The sequence below is a fragment of the Tsukamurella soli genome, assembly GCF_039541155.1.
GTDB classification, from domain to species: Bacteria; Actinomycetota; Actinomycetes; order Mycobacteriales; family Mycobacteriaceae; genus Tsukamurella; species Tsukamurella soli.
Genome location: NZ_BAABFR010000051.1, coordinates 14,822 through 33,644, shown reverse-complemented (window position 1 = coordinate 33,644; position 18,823 = coordinate 14,822). Strand labels below are relative to the sequence as shown.

Below are 18,823 nucleotides of genomic sequence, written 5' to 3'. Positions count from 1 at the left end.
CGAGCGGCTCAGCCCGCCGGCCCAATCCGCCGCCACGACGGCGCGGGCGCCCGGCACGGGAACGACGGCGGCGCCGAGCACGACCACGACGTCGACGCACCCCGCACCGCGCAGAGCGGAGACCGCCGCGGAGAGCCAGTCTCCTTGCGCGGCAAGAACCTTCGGCATTCCATACCGGCTTCCCGCCCCGGCCGCGAGCACCACCCCGGACGGATCGACCACCATGCCGCCAGTGTGGCACGGCGCCGACCGCCCTGCCAGACGGCGACTGCACACCGCCACCCCGGCGGCGGTCCCGCAGCGGGCGGCCTGGCGATTTTCCCTGCGGAAACATCTGCGCCACCGATAGATAACAGGTGGGGTCTGTGATGAGACGATGAGTCGGATCGACATCGCCCCAACGCGACCGGAGGATGAGCGTCTCCCCCTCGCCACCAGCTTCGGCTACGGGATACAACACATCCTGGCGATGTTCGGCGGGGTGATCGCCGTCCCCCTGATCATCGGCGGTGCCGCCGGCCTCAGCACCACGGACCGCGTGATCCTCGTGTCCTCGTGCCTGTTCATCAGCGGCCTGGCCACTCTCCTGCAGACGCTCGGCGTCCCCGGCTTCGGCGCGCAGCTCCCGCTGGTGCAGGGCATCTCGTTCGCCACCGTCGCCACGATGCTGGCGATCATCGGCAAGGGCGGCGAGCACGGCCTTCGCTCCGTGTACGGGGCGATCATCGTCGCCGCCGTGATCGGCGTGCTGATCGTGCCCCTGTTCGCCAAGGTCATCCAGCTCTTCCCGCCGGTGGTCACCGGCTCGGTGATCACGGTGATCGGCCTGTCGCTGATGCCCACCGCCGCCGGCTGGATCACCGGTCAGCAGACCATCACCGTGGGCGCCAAGACGGTCGACAACCCCGACTACCTGGCCCCGCACAACGTCGCACTCGCGGCCGTCACCCTCGCGGCAGTCCTCATCCTGTCGCGGATCCGCCGGTTCACCCGCATCGCCATCGTCGGCGGCCTGGTGATCGGGACCGTCGTCGGCGCACTGTTCGGCGACGTGTCGACGGCCTCGCTGTCCGGCGCATCGGTGTTCGCGCTGCCGCACCCGTTCGCCTTCGGCGCCCCGATCTTCCAGATCGGCGCCATCGTGTCGATGACCATCGCGATACTGGTGATCATGGTGGAGACCACGGCAGATCTGCTCGCCGTCGCGGAGGTGGTGGGCACCCGCATCGACTCGAAGCGGGTCAGCGCCGGCCTGCGCGCCGACATGACCTCGTCGGTCGTAGCGCCCGTGTTCAACTCCTTCCCTGCCACCGCCTTCGCGCAGAACGTCGGTCTGGTGGCGATCACCGGGATCAAGAGCCGATTCGCCGTGGCCGCAGGCGGCCTGGTCCTGGTGGTCCTCGGCCTGTCCCCCATGGCCTCCGGGGTGTTCAACCTGATCCCCAGCCCCGTGCTGGGTGGCGCGGGAATCGTCCTGTTCGGCACGGTCGCGGCGAGCGGGGTGCGCACGCTGACCAAGGTCCGGTACTCCGGTACCAACAACCTGATCGTCGTGGCCACGGCCGTCGGACTCGGCATGATCCCCGTGGTCACCGACGACTTCTGGTCGCGGTTCCCGTCGTGGTTCCAGACCATCTTCGACTCGGGTATCTCGTCCACCGCCATCGCCGCGGTGCTGCTCAACCTGCTGTTCAACGTGTTCGGAGGCCGCGCCGGCGGGTCCACTCTGGCGGCCGCCCCGGCGGGCGGTGTGTCCACCACAGAGCTGCGGATCCTCGCGGAGGGCGGCGCGTTCGAGGCCGGTGAGGCCGTGCGGGTCACCTGCCCCAGCGAGGCCGCGTGACGCTCGCAGAATTCAACGGGCTCGACGCGGACGCCGCGCGCGATGTCCTGCGCGGAGTGTGCGCGTCGCCCGCATGGGCGGCGACGGTGTCGGCGGCGCGCCCGTACGCGAGCGTGCACGACGCCTACGCCGCAGCCGATTCCGCGCTCGCCGCGCTCCCCGAGGACGAGGTCGACCTCGCGCTCGCCGGCCACCCGCGCATCGGCGAACGATCGACGCACGCGTCGTCGGTGCGCGAGCAGGCAGCCGTCCTCACGGCCGACGCCGGGACTCGTACCGCCCTGGCGGAGGGCAACGCGGAGTACGAGCAGCGGTTCGGGCATGTGTATCTCGTCGCCGCGGCCGGGCGCGGGCCGGACGAGCTCCTGGCCGTCCTGCGCGCCCGGCTGGACAATCCGCCCGACGTCGAGCGCCGGGTGCTGCGCGGCGAGCTGGCCACGATCAACCGGCTGCGGCTGCGCAGCATCCTCGAGACGGAGGCGAAGTGAGCGGCCAGACGACGCTGTCCACGCACGTGCTCGACACCACGACCGGCCGCCCGGCCGCCGGGGTCACGCTCGCGCTCACCACCGCCGACGGTGCCCCGATCGCCGCCGCCGTCACCGACCACGACGGGCGCATCACGGACCTCGCCATCGTGGGCCCCGGCAGGTACGCGATCACCTTCGACACCGGCGCGTACTTCCCCGACGGTCTGTACCCCGAGGTCACCATCGTCTTCGACGCCCCCGGCGGGCACCTGCACCTACCGCTGCTGCTGTCCCCCTTCGCCTATTCCACCTACCGCGGGAGCTGAAACCATGCCCGATTCCGAATCGATCGCACTCTCCGGACGGATCGTCCTGTCCGACCACCAGTACGGCAAGGCGGAGAACAGGGTCGTCCGCATCGTTCGCGACACCCCGCGACACGAGATCCGCGATCTCAACGTATCGAGCTGCCTGCGCGGCGATTTCGAGAACGCGTACCTCACCGGCGACCAGGGTGCCGTGCTGCCCACCGACACCCAGAAGCAGACGGCGTACTCGTACGCGAAGGAGGTGGGGATCGACTCCCCCGAGGCGTACGCGCTGGCGCTCGCAACGCATTACGTCGCGGACGTCACGCCGGTGAAGCAGGCACGCATCGAGGTGGAGGAGTACGCATGGGTGCGGGCCGTCGTCGACGGCACCGAGCACGACCACACCTGGGTGCGCGGCTCCGCCGAGGTGCGCACCGCAGCGGTCACCCACGACGAGTCTGGCACGCAGATCGTCTCGGGCATCAAGGATCTCGTGGTGCTCAAGTCCACGGGCAGCGAGTTCAAGGGCTTCCTGAAGGACGAGTACACGGTGCTCGAACCCACCGACGACCGCGTGATGGCGACCTCGCTCGTCGCGCAGTGGCGGCTGGCCGGCACCGATCCCGGCGAGCTGGGCTGGGACGGCGTGTACGCGCGGGTCCGGGAGATCATCATCGCGAAGTTCGCCACCGTCCACTCGCTCGCGCTGCAGCAGACCCTGCACCGGATCGGCGAGGCGATCCTCGAGGAGTTCCCGTCGGTCGCGGAGGTACGGCTGTCGGCGCCCAACAAGCACCACTTCCTGTACGCCCTGGAGCCGTTCGGCGTGGAGAACAAGGGCGAGGTGTTCCACGCCGACGACCGCCCGTACGGGCTGATCCAGGCCGCTCTGTCCCGCGAGGACGCGCCCGAAGCCGGAAACGCGTGGGTCCCCTACCGCGGTTGGCTCGCTTGACGCTCGCCTACCGGGGGCATCTGTTCGACGTCGACGCGTCCGGCACGCTGCGGTCCGAGCCCGACGGTGTCCTCGCGATCGCGAACGGCCGCGTCGTCTTCCGCGGGCGCTGGGCCGAGTTCGCCCGGGATCCGGCCGCGGTGGAGGCGACGGTCGTCGCGGGCGAACACCCCCGCTTCCTACTGCCCGGCTTCGTCGACACGCATGTGCACTACCCGCAGGTGTTCTCGACGGACGCCTACGCCTCGGGAGAGCGCGGCGACGGGGGGTCTGCCAGCGGGCAGCTCCTCGATTGGCTCGAGCGCTGCATCTTCCCGGCCGAGACGCGGCTGGCGGACCCCGAGCACGCGGCCCGTGCCGCGGCGGCGTTCTGTGCGCGCCGGGTCGCGGCGGGCACGACGACCGCGCTGGTGTTCGGCTCCGCGTTCCCCTCCGCGCAGGACGCACTGCTGGGCGAGTCGCTGAAGGTGGGTCTACGGACGGTGTCAGGCCGCGGCGTGCAGACCGCGGGCCCCGCGTCGGCGGCCCCGCTGCTCACCGACATCGACACCGCGGTGTCGTTGTGCGCCGACGAGATCGAGAGATGGCACGGCGCCGGCGGCGGCCTGATCGCAGCGGCGGTCGTACCGCGCTTCGCCCTGTCGCTTCGGCCGCGGGACATGACGACGCTCGCCGCGTTCTATGGGAGCGTCCGCGACCGCGGGGTCTACTTCCACACGCACCTGTCGGAGAACGACGCCGGGCCCGACGGCGAGGTGGCCTCGACGTGCGCGGCGTACGGCGTCGACCGCTATCTCGACGCCTACGACGGGTTTCTCGGACGCCGCAGCGTGTTCGCGCATGCGGTGCACTGCCACGACGACGAGTTGTCCCGGCTCGCCGCCGCCGGCTCGGCGATAGCGCACTGCCCCACGTCCCAGTTCTTCCTCGGGTCCGGGACGATGCCGTGGCGGCGGACCGTCGCGTCCGGCGTCGAGGTGGCGTTGGGTACCGACGTCGGGGCAGGCGACGAGTGGCTGCTGTCCCGGGTCGCGGCCGATTGCTACAAGGCGCACATCAGCGAGCCCGGGGCCGCGTCCGTCGCCTTGGACCCGGCGCGGTTGCTGGAGCTGTGCACGCTGGCCGGGGCGCGCGCGCTGGACCTGGACTCCGTGACGGGTAACTTCGATGTCGGGAAGGAGGCCGACGTGCTGATCATCGAGCCGCACCGCTGGCCCGCGCTGGACGGGGTGCTCACGCATGCGCCCGAGTCGCCCGAGTCGCAGCTGTTCTCGCTGCTGCTGGGCCTGCGCGAACCGGCCATCGCCGACGTCCTGGTGCGCGGCGTCAGCGTCGTCGGTTGATCGCCGCCCCGAGCCGGAGTCAGGAGACATGGACCTGCCCACCGTGACCCGCATCGCCACACCCGCCGCCCGGGCCGACATCCCCGTCGGCGCCATGCCGTTGGCGGGCGGGACCTGGGTCTTCTCCGAACCGCAGCTCGGGGTGACCGAGCTGGTAGACCTGCTGGCACTCGGTTGGCGGCCGATCACGGTGCGCGAGAGCGGGATCGAGCTGGCTGCCACCGCGACGCTCGCCGCGGTGGCGGCGCATCCCTTCCCGGCGTCCTGGCCCGGCGCCGCCCTGTTCGACGCGGGCGCGCGGGCGCTGCTGGCGTCGTTCAAGGTCCTCGACGCCGCCACCGTCGGCGGTAACCTCGCGCTGTCCTACCCCGCCGGCGCGATGATCGCGGTGGCCGTCGCGCTCGACGCCACCGTACAGATCTGGCGCGCGGACGGATCCGACGAGGACGTCGCGGCGCGCGACTTCGTCACCGGGTCCCAGACCAATGTGCTGCGCCCGGGCGACCTGATCCGCCGCATCACCTACCCGGCCGCGGCCCTCGAATGCCCCGTGGCGCACCGCAAGCTCGCACCGTCGAGTCGCGGACGGTCGGCCGCGTTCCTGATCGGCCGCACCCTGCCCGACGGCACAGGGATGCTCACGGTGACGGCGTCCACGGTGCGGCCGGTCGTGCTCACCGGCCTCACCGACTGGGGCACCGTCGGCGCGGCGATCGACCCGGACCTGTTCGTCGACGACGTGCACGGCGCCGCCGACTGGCGGCGGCACGTGACCGGGGTCCTGGCGGGCCGCATCGCCGACGAACTCGGCTGGGGCGGCGCATGACCCGTATCGAGATCACCGTCGACGGGCGCCCCGTCGCCCTCGACGTCGCGCCCGGGCAGTGCCTGCGCACGGCCCTGCGCGACGCGGGTGCCCACGCGGTGAAACGCGGCTGCGACCACGGCGACTGCGGCGCGTGCACGGTGCTGCTCGACGGGCGGCCCCGCCACTCGTGCATCACCCCCGCCGTGCGCGCCGACGGAGCCGTGATCACCACGGCGGCCGGCCTGGCGCCGGCCGGTGAGATGCACGAGGTGGCCCGGGACTTCGTGGCGGCGGCCGGATTCCAATGCGGCTACTGCACCCCCGGCATGGTGGTCACCGCTGCCGCGTACCGCGCCGGGCTGGGCCCGCGCGATCCCGCCGAGGCGTTCAAGGGCAGCCTGTGTCGGTGCACAGGCTATCGCGCCATCCGGTCGGCGCTGGCGGGTACCCCGGGTGCCGACTGTCCCCGCGCTCCCGCGGCGGCCCGGGTCGTCACCGGCACCGAGCCGTACACCCTCGACGACCCGCCGGGCCAGCCCGCGCCGAACGGGCTGCTGCACATGGCCTTCGTGCTCAGCCCGCACGCACACGCGCGCGTGCTGCGGGTGGACTCGGCTGCGGCGCGGTCGGTCGACGGCGTGCGCGCGGTCCTCACCGCCGCCGACGACCCCGGCGTCCGGCACTCCTGGGCGCGGCACCACCTGCGCACCGACGACCCCGACGACACCGTCCTGTTCGACACCGTCGCCCGCTACATCGGGCAGCGGATGGTCGCGGTCGTCGCGGACGACCCGCGGACCGCCGCCCGCGCAGCCGATCTCGTGCGGATCGAGTACCAGCAGCTGCCCGCCGTGCTGACCCCGCAGGATGCGCTGCGCGGCGATGTGGTGCTGCACCCCGACGCGGGGCCCGACTCCCGGATCGCCGATCCCGCACACAACATCGTGGCGGCGGGCGGAGGCGGGTGCGGCGACGTCGAGGCGGGACTCGCCGCGGCCGCCGCCACCGTCGACGGCACCTGGAGTACGCACCGCGTGCAGCACGCGCACCTGGAGACACACGGCGCGCGGGCGTGGCGGGACGACGCCGGCCGGCTGGTGATCGTCAGCTCTACGCAGGTGCCGTTCCTGGTCCGCGACGAGATCGCGCACCTGCTGTCCCTGCCGCGGGAGGAGGTACGGGTGTTCGCACGGCGGGTGGGCGGCGGCTTCGGCGGTAAGCAGGAGATGCTGCTGGAGGGATACGTCGCCCTCGCGACGCTCCTGCTGGACGCCCCGGTGCAGGCGGAGATGCCCCGGCGGCAACAGTTCACCACGGCCCCCTGCCGGCACCCGTTCACCGTGCGGGTGCGCGCCGGGTGCGACGGTGCCGGCGTGCTCACGGCGCTCGACCTGGACGTCACGTCCAACGCCGGTGCGTACGGCAATCATTCGACCGGGGTGCTGTTCCACGGGTGCAGTGAGTCGGTCGCCGTGTACCGGTGCGCGAACAAGCGGATCGCGGCGCGGGCCGTGTACACGAACACGGTGCCGTCCGGGGCGTTCCGCGGCTACGGGTTGGGGCAGGTGCAGTTCGCGGTGGAGGGCGCGATGACCGAGCTGGCGCGGCGGATAGGCCTCGACCCGATCGAGTTCCGCCGACGCAACGTCATCCGGCCCGGCGACCCGTTGGTCGACTTCCACACGGAGGGACCCGATCCCGCCGACGGTGACCTCACCTACGGCGGCAGCTACGGGCTGGACCAGTGCCTCGACGCCGTGGCCGCTCGGCTGCGGTCCTCGAAGGCGACACCCGACGGGTGGCTGCGTGGACGTGGCGTCGCCCTGGCGATGATCGCGACGCTCCCGCCACGCGGCCACGTCGCCGACGCCACCGTCGCGATCACCCCGGACGGGCCGGAATTGTCCGTCGGGACCGCGGAGTTCGGCAACGGGACCACCACCGTCCTGGGACAGCTCGTGGCGCGGGCCCTGTGCGTACCGCCGAGTGCCGTGGCGATCCGACAGTCGGACACCGACGTCGTCGGCCACGACACGGGGGCGTTCGGCTCGGCCGGCACCGTCGTCGCCGGGCGCGCGGTGTGGCAGGCGGCCCAGGCGGCCGCCGACGCCGTGCGGGCCGAGGCCGCCCGGCGGCACGGTATCGACCCCGGCGCAGTAGATCTCGCGGCGCTCGACCTGCCCGAGTACGCCGGGATCGTCGCCCGCGGCCGGCACGAGGGCACGCCCCGCTCGCTCGCGTTCAACGTGCACGGCTTCGACCTGGCGGTGGATCCCGAGACCGGTGAGGTCGCGATCCTGCGCTCCGTGCACGCCGCCGACGCCGGCACCGTCCTCAACCCCGAGCAGCTACGCGGGCAGGTCGAGGGCGCCGTGGCGCAGGCATTGGGGACGGTGATGTTCGAGGAGATGCGGGTCGGGCCGGACGGCGGCGTCGAGAACCCGGAGCTGCGCAACTACCACCTGCCGCAGATGGCGGACGTCCCCGACACCGAGGTCGTGTTCGCGGCCACCCACGACGATCTGGGCCCACTGGGCGCGAAGTCGATGAGCGAGGCGCCGTACAACCCGGTCGCACCGGCGTTCGCCGCCGCGATCTCCGAGGCGCTGGGTGTCGCTTGCCGCGACCTGCCGCTGACCCGTGACCGCATCTGGCGGCTGCAACATGTGCACCCGACCGTCGGTTCGTGATCGCAACATGTGCACCCGACCGTCGGCCGATCACGAACATGTGCACCCGACCGTCGATGTCCGGCCGACGGTCGGGTGCACATGTTGCGATCAGGGAAGCCGCCAGTCCACCGGCTGCCCGCCCTGCTCGACCAGCAGCGCGTTGGCGCGGCTGAACGGGCGCGACCCGAAGAATCCGCGGGACGCCGACAGCGGCGACGGGTGCGCCGACTCGATCCGCGGCACGCCGCCCAATCGCGGTGCCAGCGAGGCGGCGTCACGCCCCCACAGGATCGCGACCAGCGGGCCGCCCCGCGCGACCAGCGCCTCGATGGCGCACTCGGTGACCTTCTCCCAGCCCTTGCCGCGATGCGACGCGGGCTTGGTCGGCTGCACCGTGAGCACCCTGTTGAGCAGCAGCACGCCCTGTTCGGCCCACGGCGTCAGGTCGCCGTTCGACGGTGTCGGCAACCCCAGGTCTGCCGAGTACTCCTGGTAGATGTTCTGCAGGCTGCGGGGCACCGGGCGCACATCCGGATGTACCGAGAACGACAGGCCCACAGCGTGCCCCGGCGTCGGGTACGGATCCTGGCCCACGATCAGCACGCGCACCCCGTCCAGCGGCTGCGTGAACGCGCGCAGGACGTTCGTGCCGGCCGGGAGGTACTCGCGACCCGCCGCCAGCTCGGCACGCAGGAAGTCGCCCATCGCGGCCACGTCCGACTCGACCGGTGTCAGAGCCTGGGCCCATCCGGTATCGATCTGCTCCGCCAACGGTTTCCGCGCCATCGTCACTCCTCGTTCGATACGAAGCTGGTCCAGCCGCCGCGCTCCGGCGCCGGCTCGTCGGCCACCGTCACACCGGGCTCCCCGGCGAGCACCCGGCCGATCCGCCGAAATCCTTTCGGCAGCACGACATCCGGCGGGAAGGTCGCGAGCAGCGCGTGATCCTCACCACCCGTGAGGACCCAGTCGAGCGCCGCCGCGCCGCGGCGGGAGGCCGCCCGCGCAAGCAGCGGATCCGGGTGTGGGGCACCGGGCTGCGGGTCCAGGGCGGCGGGATCGAGGTCGACGGTGACCCGCGACGCCATCGCGATCGCCCGCGCGTCCCGCACGAGTCCGTCGGAGACGTCCGTCATCGCGGTGGCCCCGGCGTCGGCCGCAGTCGGACCGGCCGCGAGCGGCGGCTCCGGGACCCGATAGACCGCGACGACCTCCGGGCATTCCGCATCCCGCGCCTCGAGGGCTGCGAGGCCCGCCGCGGAGTGGCCCAGCGTGCCGCACACCGCGAGAACGTCTCCCGGCCGTGCGCCGGACAGCAGGACCGGCGCGCGACCGGCCAGGTCGCCCAGGACGGTCACCGACACGATCACCTGGTCGGTACGCACCACATCGCCACCGACCACCGCCCCGCCCGCTGCTGCGGCACCGGCGGCGATCCCCTCGGACAACCTCTCGATCACCTCCGCCGCCGTGTCCGCGGGGCAGCCGAGCGTCACCGTGAAAGCGGTACAGACCGCCCCCATCGCCGCGATGTCCGCGGCGTTCTGCGCGATCACGCGCCTCCCAACGTGCTCGGGAGTGCTCAGATCGAAGCGGAAGTGGCGGCCCTCGACCACGGCGTCCGACGACACCACGACCCGGCCGTCCGGGGCCAGCACCACGGCGGCGTCGTCGCCGGGCCCGACGGGGACGCGCGGATCCGCCGTGACGCGACGGGTCGCGGCGGCGATCACGCCCTCCTCACCCAGGTCTGCCACGGTCCTGCCGGCACCGTGCGCGGTCCGGGCGTCGGGGTCGTTGTCGCTCATCGCTACGGTAGGTTATCGGCTCGCCCGGGCGGCTGTGGTCGCGGGCGGCCGGGCGACGGGCTCACGGACGGGTGGAGCAGGGCCGAAGAGAAGACGCCGAGGGGAAGACGAGGTGGCGGCGATGGCGCGTGATGATGGGCGGCGCAGCCCGGCGATGATCGCGACGGCGATCGCCCTCCCGGTCGCACTCCTGGCCGCGATCCTGGTCTTCGCCGTCATGGCCCGGCAGCGCCACGACGCCGGGCAGACGTTCCTCGAGAACGTCGCGGCACCGTCGGCGTCCGAACCCGCCTGCGCGTCGCTGCTGCAGGTGATGCCCGCGAAGCTGGGCGGATTCACCCGCGACGGCGGAACGCGGACCGCCGGGTATGCGCGCTGGCAGTCCGACCAGGACGGCACCGTCGAGCTGCGCTGCGGTGTGGACCGGCCCGCACAGCTCACCCGCACGTCGTCGCTGCAGGTCGTGGACCAGACCCAGTGGCTGCAGGTGCTGCCCACTGAGAAGTCCCAGGTCGGGCTCGGCGCGTACTGGGTCGCGGTCGACCACCGCCCGTACGTGATGATGTGGATCCCGGACAACGCCGGCACGGCGCCGATCCAGGCGGCATCCGATTCGATCAACCAGAAGCTCGCGCCCGCATCGCTCGACTTCGGCTGACCGACATGTGCACGCTTCCGTCGGTCGTCCGCCACCCCGAGCCAACATGTGCACCCTTCCGTCGGCGGGACGGCCGACGGAAGGGTGCACATGTTGGGAAGGCCCGCCGACGAAAGGGTGCACAGGTTCAGCGGAGGCCGGTGCCCCGCGCGATCGCGGTGTCGACGAGGAGCGACAGCAACTCGGCGTAGCCGAGGCCGGCCGCGTCCCACATGCGCGGGTACATCGACGTGGACGTGAAGCCGGGCATCGTGTTCACCTCGTTGATCACCGGCCCGTCCGCCGTGTAGAAGAAGTCGACGCGCGCCAGCCCCTGGCAGTCCAGTGCGCGGAAGGCGTCGACCGCGAGCCGCTTGATCTCCGCGGTCACGTCCCCGGGCAGATCGGCGGGGATCCCGTACTCCGCGCGGTCGTCGAGGTACTTGGTCTCGAAGTCGTAGAAGGCGTGCTCGACGTCGGCGGCCATCGAGATCTCGGCGATCTCCGACGCCGTGACGCTCCCGTCGGGACGCTCGAGCACCCCGACCTCCACCTCACGGCCCACGATGGCGGCCTCGACGATCACCTTCGGGTCGTACCGGCGGGCCTCGGCGACGGCCGCGGGTAGGGCCGCGAGGTCCGTGACCCGGGTGATACCGATCGACGACCCGCCGCGCGCGGGCTTGACGAACAGCGGCAGCCCGAGGCGAGCGAGCACTTCCGCGGGTACGTCGGCGTCGCCGCGCCGCAGCACGTGATAATCGCCGACGGGTAGCCCGTCGGCGACGAGCAGCTTCTTGGCGAACTCCTTGTCCATCCCGGCGGCCGACGCCAGCACCCCGGCCCCCACGTACGGCACGCCGGCCAGCTCCAGGAGGCCCTGGATGGTGCCGTCCTCGCCGTACGGGCCGTGCAGCACCGGGAACACCACGTCGACGGCCGACAGCAGCGCACCCGCATCCTCGGCCTGCAGCGAGACCAGGCGGGCGTCACCGTCGCCGGCGACGAGCGTGAGGTCGGCCGCCCGCTCCGCGACCTCGGGCATCGCCCGCTGCGCGATCCGCAGGCTGTCCGCGCCGCCGCGCACCAGCACCCACGAGCCGCCCCGGGTGATTCCGACGGGGACGACCTCGAAGCGATCCGGATCCAGGTGCGTCAGCACGCTTCCCGCGGACACGCACGACACCGCGTGCTCGCTGCTCTGCCCACCGAACACCACCGCAACCCTGGTACGCCTCGTCACGGGCACCTACCTTACGGGGGAAGCCGGCGCCACCCGGTCCGTCGGCGTGTCATTCGCCGCCGACGTCGCGGTTGAGCAGGTCGTTGATCGCGTTGGACACGGGGACGCCGTCATAGCAGACCGCGCGCACCGCCTCCGTGAGCGGCATCTCGACGCCCACCTTGCGCGCCAGGTCGGCGACGGAGATACACGACTTCACGCCCTCCGCGACCTGGCCGCTCGCGGCCGCCTGGGCCTGCACGAGGGTCATGCCCTGGCCGAGCCGCGATCCGAACGTGAAGTTGCGGGACAGCGGCGACGAGCACGTGGCGACGAGGTCGCCGACGCCCGCGAGCCCGGCCAGGGTGAGCGGCTCGGCACCGAGCGCCGTACCGAGGCGCAGCGTCTCGGCGAGGCCCCGGGTGATGATGGCGGCGCGGGAGTTCTCCCCCAGTCCGACGCCGGAGGCGATACCGCAGACCAGCGCGATGACGTTCTTCGTTGCGCCGCCGATCTCGCAGCCCACCACGTCGCTGTTCGTGTACGGCCGGAAGTAGTCGCCCCGCACCAGGTACTGCACACGCTGCGCCCGGGCCTCGTCGACCGAGGCGACCACTGCGAGCGTCGGCTGCCGCTTGGCGATCTCCTTCGCGAAGTTGGGTCCGGTGAGCACCGCTACCCGATCGTCGGGCACGTCGGCGACCTCGCAGACCACCTCGGACATCCGCTTGAGCGTGCCGATCTCGATGCCCTTGGCGAGGCTGAGGATGGTGACGTCGTCCGGGATCAGGTGCGACCACGCCGCGAGGTTCTCGCGCAGCGACTGCGACGGGACCGCCAGCACCACCAGACCGACACCGCTGAGGGCCTCCTCGGGATCGTGTGTGGCACACAGGTTGTCGGGGAGCACGGTGTCGGGAAGGTAGGAGGCGTTGAGCTTGGTCTCGTTGATGGCGGCGGCCACCTCCTCGCGCCGGCACCACATCGTGACCCGGTGCGGCTCGGGGCGCGTGGCCTCGGCGAACACCTTGGCCATCGCCGTCCCGAACGAACCCGCCCCCATCACTGCAATGTCGACCATCGCTCCCGCGCGCTCCTTCGGCTACTCCGGCGGCGCCCCTGCGACGTCGCTCGGTGGCTGCCAGGGTAGCGCCGTCGCGCGATGCGACAGTGGCGTTCCGCCCTGTTCCGCCCGTCGCGCCCGCGGCGACGGTGCAGCCGCGTACACCGCTTCATAGAGTGGTGTCATGATCGATGTCGTAGCCGTCGCGGCCGTCAAGGCACTCGGCACCGCGAAGTCCCGCCTCGCTGCGGCCGCGCCGCCCGCCCGGCACTCGCGGCACGGCGCCGAGCCGGGCGTGGCGGATCTGGTGCTGGCCATGCTCGCCGACACCGTCGCCGACCCCGCTGCGACCGACGGCGTGCGCGCGGTGTACGTGGTCTCCCCCGACCCGGACGTGCACGCCACGGCGCTGCGGTCCGGGGCACACGCACTCGGGGAGCCCGACGGTGGCGGGCTGAACGCCGCGCTCGCCGCGGGCGCGGCGACGGTGGCCGCCGCGCACCCGGACGCGTCGGTGCTCGCGATCCAGCCCGACCTGCCGGCACTCACGTCCGCCGAGCTCGCGGCGTTCCTCGCCGCCGCGGGGAAGCGGCGCGCGTTCGTCCCCGACCGGGAGGGCACCGGCACGGCCGCGCTGCTCGCACCCGTCGGCACCGCGCTGGACCCGCGGTTCGGGGCAGGATCTGCGGGCCGCCACCGGGACTCGGGCGCGCTCGAGCTCGCGGGTCCCTGGCCGGGACTGCGCGGCGACGTCGACACGGCGGTGGACCTGCGCGCCGTGGCGCACCTGCTCGGCACGCACACCGCGACCGCGCTGCGGGCGCGATCCGCGTCCTGAGAACTTCGACCGGCTGCGGGATCGACCGGATCAGTAGGCGATCAATGCGCCACAATGTTGACGTGACCAGCGAGACGCCCGAGAACCCGGTACCCGAAGCAGCGATCACCCGAACGATCGGGGGACTGCCGAGCGCCCCGCCCGCAGCGCCGGAGGAGACCGGGCCAGCTCCCGACCTCCCCGAAGACCGGTATCTCAACCGTGAGCAGAGCTGGCTCGACTTCAACGCCCGCGTGCTCGCGCTCGCCGAGGACGCGTCGATGCCGCTGCTCGAGCGCGCGAAGTTCCTCGCGATCTTCACGTCGAACCTCGACGAGTTCTTCATGGTCCGGGTCGCGGGCCTCAAGCGGCGCGACCAGACCGGCCTGTCGGTGCGGTCCGCCGACGGCCTGTCGCCGCGCGAGCAGCTACGGGTGATATCCCTGCGCACACAGGAACTGGCCCGCAAGCACGCCGCCGTGTTCGCCGACGCCGTGCGGCCCGAGCTGGCGGCGCAGGGCATCTCGGTGCTGTCGTGGAAGGAGCTGACCCCGGAGGAACGCGAGCGACTGACCAAGCACTACCACGAGCAGGTGTTCCCGGTGCTGACGCCGCTCGCCGTCGATCCCGCACACCCGTTCCCGTACATCAGCGGGCTGTCACTCAACCTCGCCGTCGCCGTGCGCGACACCAGTACCGGCGCCGAGCATTTCGCGCGCGTCAAAGTACCCGACAACGTCGACCGGTTCGTCACCGTCCGCGCGGAGCGCGGTGACAACGCGCTGCTGCCGATGGAGGACCTCATCTCGGCGCACCTGGACGCGCTGTTCCCCGGCATGGCGATCGTCGAGCACCACGTCTTCCGCATCACGCGCAACGCGGATTTCGAGGTCGAGGAGGATCGCGACGAGGATCTGCTGCAGGCGCTGGAGCGCGAGCTCGCGCGGCGCAGGTTCGGCTCGCCGGTGCGCCTCGAGGTGGCGGAGGACATGTCGGAGCACATGCTGGAGTTGTTGCTACGCGAGCTCGACGTGGATCCGGCCGACGTGATCGCCGTGCCCGGGCTGCTCGACCTGTCGTGCATGTTCGAGCTGTACGGGCTGGACCGGCCGGCGTTGAAGGACAAGCCTTTCGTGCCGGTGACGCACCCGGCGTTCGGCGAGCGGGAGACCCCCAAGAGCGTCTTCGCGACGCTGCGCGAGGGCGACGTGCTGGTGCACCACCCGTACGACTCGTTCTCGACCAGCGTGCAGCGGTTCATCGAGCAGGCGGCGGCCGATCCGCACGTGCTGGCCATCAAGCAGACGCTGTACCGCACGTCGGGCGACTCCCCCATCGTCAATGCCCTGGTCGACGCCGCCGAGGCGGGTAAGCAGGTCGTGGCGTTGGTGGAGATCAAGGCGCGGTTCGACGAGCAGGCCAACATCAAGTGGGCGCGGCAGCTGGAGCAGGCGGGCGTGCACGTCGTGTACGGCCTGATCGGCCTCAAGACCCATTGCAAGACATGCCTCGTCGTGCGACGCGAGGGTGCCCAGATCCGTCGCTACTGTCACATCGGCACCGGCAACTACAACCCGAAGACCGCGCGGCTGTACGAGGACGTGGGGCTGCTCACCGCCGACCCGGTGATCGGCGCCGACCTGACCGATCTGTTCAACCGGCTCACGGGCTACTCCCGCAAGGAGGAGTACCGCAACCTGATGGTGGCGCCGTACGGCGTGCGGTCGGGCATCATCGACCGGATCGATCGCGAGATCGAGCTGCACCGCGCCGGCCAGGCGGGCGGCGTTCGCCTCAAGGCCAATTCGCTGGTCGACGAGCAGGTGATCGACGCGCTGTACCGGGCCAGCCAGGCCGGCGTGCCGGTGGAGATAGTGGTGCGCGGCATCTGCGCGCTGCGACCGGGCGTGCCCGGACTCAGCGAGAACATCACCGTCCGTTCCATCCTCGGGCAGTTCCTCGAGCACTCGCGGATCCTGCACTTCCGCGCGGCCGGCGAGTTCTGGATCGGCAGCGCCGACATGATGCACCGCAACCTCGACCGGCGCGTCGAGGTGATGGCGCAGGTGAAGGATCCGCGGCTCGCCGAGCAGCTCAACGAGATCTTCGAATCCGCATTGGATCCCGCGACACGATGCTGGGTGCTCGACGGTGTCGGCGACTGGCTCGCAGCACCGGTCCCGGGTCACCCGGTCCGGGATCACCAGCGAGAGCTGATGCGCGCTCACCGCGCCACCGCGCGGTGAGCAAGGTGGCCGGCAACGGATCTCGCGACAACCCCGAGGTGGTCTATGCGGCGGGTGCGGTGCTCTGGCGCCCAGCCGGCGACGGTGCCGAGATCGCCCTGGTGCACCGGCCGCGGTACGACGACTGGACGCTGCCGAAGGGGCACGTGGAACCCGGCGAGCACGTCGTGGTCGCGGGCATGCGGGAGCTCGAAGAGGAGACCGGCTTCACCGCGCGGTTCGTCCGCCACGTGCGGCGGGTGTCATACGACGTGCCGCGCCGCCCGCGACACGGCACGGCCCGCGGTGGATCCGACACCGTCCGCAAGCGGGTGCACTACTGGTCGGCGATCGCGACCGGGGGTGGATTCACTCCCAACGACGAGGTCGACGAGCTGCGCTGGCTGCCCGCCCGGGAGGCCGCGAAGGCGGTCAGCTACCCGCTGGACCGGCGGGTGGTGCGGACGTTCGTCGGGCAACCCCTCGACGCCACGACGACGGTGATCGTGCGGCACGCCAAAGCCGGTCGCTCCCAGGGCTACCGGGGCGATGACCGGGCCCGGCCCCTCGACCGGACCGGTCGCGCCCAGGCGGAGGCCCTCGTGGAACTGCTCGGGGTCTTCGCGCCCGGTTCTCTGGGCTCCGCACCTCTGGTGCGCTGCCGCGAGACCCTCGCGCCGCTGTCCGAGGAGACGTCGCTGGCGATCGCGGACGAGCCGACGCTGTCGGAGCGTGCGTACGCGGACGACCCGCGCCCGGCGCATCGGCGGATCCGCAGGATCGCCCGGGACGCAGAGGAATCGGGCCACACGCCGGTGGTGTGCAGCCAAGGTGGGGTCATCCCCGGCCTCACCGCGTGGTGGGCGCGCGAGGACGGCGCGGCGCTGCCGCCGGCACGCAACCGGAAGGCGAGCGTCTGGGTGATGACGACACGAAAGGGCCGGCTGCTGACCGCCGACCACATCGACACCCCACTGCCGCTCGGTCGCTGACCGACAAGCCTCGTAGTACAACGGATCCGGCGGCGCCTCGACCGAGAGCGCCGCCGGATCCGTGGTTCACGCGGAGGTGACGAAGCGGATCAGTTCGCCGCGCGACGGCGAGTCGCGGTCCGCTTGGCCGGCGCGGCCGCGGTCTTCTTGGCCGCGGTGGTCTTCTTGGCCGCAGTCGCCTTGGCGGCCTTGGCCGGAGCCTTCTTCGCCGCCGTCTTCGTGGCGGTCGCCTTGGTGGCCGCGGCCTTGGCCGGCGCCTTCTTGGCCGGAGTCGTCTTGGCCGGGGCCTTCTTCGCGGCAGTCGCCTTGGTGGCGGTCGCCTTGGTGGCTGCGGCCTTCGCGGGGGCCTTCTTCGCTGCCGTCTTCGTGGCTGCGGCCTTGGCGGGGGCCTTCTTCGCCGCGGTCGCCTTGGTGGCGGTCGCCTTGGTGGCTGCGGCCTTCGCGGGGGCCTTCTTCGCTGCCGTCTTCGTGGCTGCGGCCTTGGCGGGAGCCTTCTTCGCCGCGGTCTTGGTGGCCACGGCCGCACCGCGGCGGACCGCCGGGCCGGTGGCGCTGAGCTTGGACTGGCCGGAGATCACGGCCTTGAACTGGGCGCCGGGGCGGAACGCGGGCACGGAGGTGGGCTTGACCTTGACGGTCTCGCCGGTGCGCGGGTTGCGGGCGACGCGAGCGGCGCGCTTACGCTGTTCGAAGACGCCGAATCCGGTGATGGTCACCGAGTCTCCGGAGTGGACGGCCCGGACGATCGTGTCGACGATAGCCTCGACCGCCTCGCCGGCGGCCCGGCGGTCGGTGCTCAGCTTCTCGGTGAGCACCTCGATGAGTTCAGCTTTGTTCATGGGTTCCTCCGCATTCGGTGGCTCACCGATGAGCCGACTACCGAACACGGTAAACGCACGATCGCAAATATTCCAAGTACCACGCCAAGATTCGCAGATTCTCAGCGCCCCGCCGGTCCCGGGATCGGGGTCGGCGGGGCGCTGGGAATCGAGCACTTCGGACGGTGCCCGAGCCTGCGGGGTACGCGGATCGGGTCGGTCAGCCGATCGCTGTAGTGACGGGTTTGTATGCGGGCCTACGGCTTTCGTACTCCGCGATCTCGTCGACGTGCTGCAGGGTGATGCCGATGTCGTCGAGCCCGGCCATGAGACGGTGCCGGGTGTGGTCGTCGATCGAGAAGGGCACCACCAGATCCCCGGCTGTGACGGTCTTCTCCTCCAGCGACACCGTCAATTCCAGCCCCGGCTGATTCTCGAGCGCCTTCCACAGCAGCTCGACATCGCTCTGCTCGACGAGGGCGGCGACGAGTCCGGCCTTACCCGAGTTGCCCCGGAAGATGTCGCCGAACCGGGACGAGATCACTACGCGGAAGCCGTAGTCCATGAGGGCCCACACGGCGTGCTCGCGCGAGGATCCGGTGCCGAAGTCGGGTCCCGCGACCAGCACGGATCCCCGGCTGAACGGCTCGATGTTGAGGATGAAGTCGGGATCCGCGCGCCAGGCCGCGAACAGGCCGTCCTCGAATCCGGTACGGGTGACCCGCTTGAGGTAGACGGCGGGGATGATCTGGTCGGTGTCGACGTTGGTACGCCGCAACGGGACACCGATCCCGGTATGGCTGACGATGGCTTCCATCTGGGGTTCTCCTGAGGCTGAG

General features: G+C 71.7%; 18 protein-coding genes. 11 read left to right on the top strand and 7 right to left on the bottom strand.

The features are described 5' to 3' along the window. Positions 1 to 225: NTP transferase domain-containing protein (locus tag ABD908_RS15975; protein WP_344997658.1), on the bottom strand; the 225-nt coding region annotated here is incomplete at its 3' end. Positions 226 to 376: 151 nt separating this feature from the next. Between ABD908_RS15975 and ABD908_RS15970 the strand changes: the two genes are divergently transcribed. From ABD908_RS15970 to ABD908_RS15940, 7 genes are read left to right on the top strand one after another with little or no spacing between them, the layout of a single operon-like run. Beyond that, positions 377 to 1,843 carry a nucleobase:cation symporter-2 family protein gene (locus ABD908_RS15970; RefSeq protein ID WP_344997656.1) on the top strand — a complete coding sequence of 489 codons (1,467 nt, stop codon included), beginning with the start codon at positions 377 to 379 and terminating at the stop codon, positions 1,841 to 1,843. Continuing rightward, positions 1,840 to 2,331, top strand: coding sequence for a 2-oxo-4-hydroxy-4-carboxy-5-ureidoimidazoline decarboxylase (uraD, locus tag ABD908_RS15965; protein ID WP_344997654.1), 492 nt, complete (start codon positions 1,840 to 1,842; stop codon positions 2,329 to 2,331). Before ABD908_RS15970 ends, uraD begins: the two co-directional genes overlap by 4 nt. Continuing rightward, on the top strand, positions 2,328 to 2,639 hold the full coding sequence (uraH, locus tag ABD908_RS15960) for a hydroxyisourate hydrolase (RefSeq protein WP_344997652.1): 312 nt from the start codon (positions 2,328 to 2,330) through the stop codon (positions 2,637 to 2,639). The genes uraD and uraH overlap by 4 nt, the downstream gene beginning before the upstream one ends. Before the next feature lie 4 nt (positions 2,640 to 2,643). Further along, a complete protein-coding gene (pucL, locus tag ABD908_RS15955) occupies positions 2,644 to 3,579 on the top strand; it encodes a factor-independent urate hydroxylase (protein ID WP_344997650.1) in 936 nt (311 codons plus the stop codon). Continuing rightward, a complete protein-coding gene (locus ABD908_RS15950) occupies positions 3,576 to 4,922 on the top strand; it encodes an amidohydrolase family protein (protein WP_425584387.1) in 1,347 nt (448 codons plus the stop codon). Before pucL ends, ABD908_RS15950 begins: the two co-directional genes overlap by 4 nt. A gap of 28 nt (positions 4,923 to 4,950) precedes the next feature. Next, positions 4,951 to 5,748 (top strand): FAD binding domain-containing protein, encoded by a 798-nt coding sequence (locus ABD908_RS15945; protein ID WP_344997646.1) that lies wholly within the window; start codon positions 4,951 to 4,953, stop codon positions 5,746 to 5,748. A 5-nt stretch (positions 5,749 to 5,753) separates the two neighbouring features. Continuing rightward, positions 5,754 to 8,420 carry a molybdopterin-dependent oxidoreductase gene (locus ABD908_RS15940; RefSeq protein ID WP_344997664.1) on the top strand — a complete coding sequence of 889 codons (2,667 nt, stop codon included), beginning with the start codon at positions 5,754 to 5,756 and terminating at the stop codon, positions 8,418 to 8,420. A 90-nt stretch (positions 8,421 to 8,510) separates the two neighbouring features. On the opposite strand, the gene ABD908_RS15935 is transcribed toward ABD908_RS15940, so the two are convergent. Then, positions 8,511 to 9,188 (bottom strand): uracil-DNA glycosylase, encoded by a 678-nt coding sequence (locus ABD908_RS15935; RefSeq protein WP_344997644.1) that lies wholly within the window; start codon positions 9,186 to 9,188, stop codon positions 8,511 to 8,513. 2 nt (positions 9,189 to 9,190) lie between these two features. Beyond that, the gene (locus ABD908_RS15930) at positions 9,191 to 10,210 is read right to left on the bottom strand and encodes a thiamine-phosphate kinase (RefSeq protein ID WP_344997642.1); all 1,020 of its coding nucleotides are present in this window, start codon (positions 10,208 to 10,210) and stop codon (positions 9,191 to 9,193) included. A gap of 121 nt (positions 10,211 to 10,331) precedes the next feature. Between ABD908_RS15930 and ABD908_RS15925 the strand changes: the two genes are divergently transcribed. Beyond that, positions 10,332 to 10,868, top strand: coding sequence for a DUF3515 domain-containing protein (locus ABD908_RS15925; protein WP_344997640.1), 537 nt, complete (start codon positions 10,332 to 10,334; stop codon positions 10,866 to 10,868). A gap of 127 nt (positions 10,869 to 10,995) precedes the next feature. On the opposite strand, the gene ABD908_RS15920 is transcribed toward ABD908_RS15925, so the two are convergent. Together ABD908_RS15920 and ABD908_RS15915 are read right to left on the bottom strand one after the other, a co-directional pair. Continuing rightward, a complete protein-coding gene (locus ABD908_RS15920) occupies positions 10,996 to 12,090 on the bottom strand; it encodes a D-alanine--D-alanine ligase family protein (protein WP_344997638.1) in 1,095 nt (364 codons plus the stop codon). Positions 12,091 to 12,139: 49 nt separating this feature from the next. Continuing rightward, the gene (locus ABD908_RS15915) at positions 12,140 to 13,150 is read right to left on the bottom strand and encodes an NAD(P)H-dependent glycerol-3-phosphate dehydrogenase (RefSeq protein WP_344997636.1); all 1,011 of its coding nucleotides are present in this window, start codon (positions 13,148 to 13,150) and stop codon (positions 12,140 to 12,142) included. 166 nt (positions 13,151 to 13,316) lie between these two features. Here ABD908_RS15915 and cofC point away from each other — a divergent pair, with 166 nt between their 5' ends. The 3 genes from cofC (at position 13,317) to ABD908_RS15900 (ending at position 17,166) form a co-directional block, all read left to right on the top strand. Continuing rightward, entirely contained in the window at positions 13,317 to 13,970 is a 654-nt protein-coding gene (gene cofC, locus ABD908_RS15910; RefSeq protein WP_344997634.1) for a 2-phospho-L-lactate guanylyltransferase, read from the top strand. A 104-nt stretch (positions 13,971 to 14,074) separates the two neighbouring features. Next, the gene (locus ABD908_RS15905) at positions 14,075 to 16,195 is read left to right on the top strand and encodes an RNA degradosome polyphosphate kinase (protein ID WP_385924736.1); all 2,121 of its coding nucleotides are present in this window, start codon (positions 14,075 to 14,077) and stop codon (positions 16,193 to 16,195) included. A 5-nt stretch (positions 16,196 to 16,200) separates the two neighbouring features. Beyond that, positions 16,201 to 17,166: an NUDIX hydrolase gene (locus ABD908_RS15900; protein WP_344997632.1), complete on the top strand. Its 966-nt coding sequence runs from the start codon at positions 16,201 to 16,203 to the stop codon at positions 17,164 to 17,166. An 89-nt stretch (positions 17,167 to 17,255) separates the two neighbouring features. Here ABD908_RS15900 and ABD908_RS15895 read toward each other — a convergent pair whose 3' ends face one another. Then, the gene (locus ABD908_RS15895; protein WP_344997630.1) at positions 17,256 to 18,005 is read right to left on the bottom strand and encodes an HU family DNA-binding protein; all 750 of its coding nucleotides are present in this window, start codon (positions 18,003 to 18,005) and stop codon (positions 17,256 to 17,258) included. A 199-nt stretch (positions 18,006 to 18,204) separates the two neighbouring features. Then, positions 18,205 to 18,801, bottom strand: a complete 597-nt coding sequence (gene leuD / locus ABD908_RS15890; RefSeq protein ID WP_344997628.1) for a 3-isopropylmalate dehydratase small subunit — start codon at positions 18,799 to 18,801, stop codon at positions 18,205 to 18,207. Between the last annotated feature and the right edge of the window lie 22 nt (positions 18,802 to 18,823).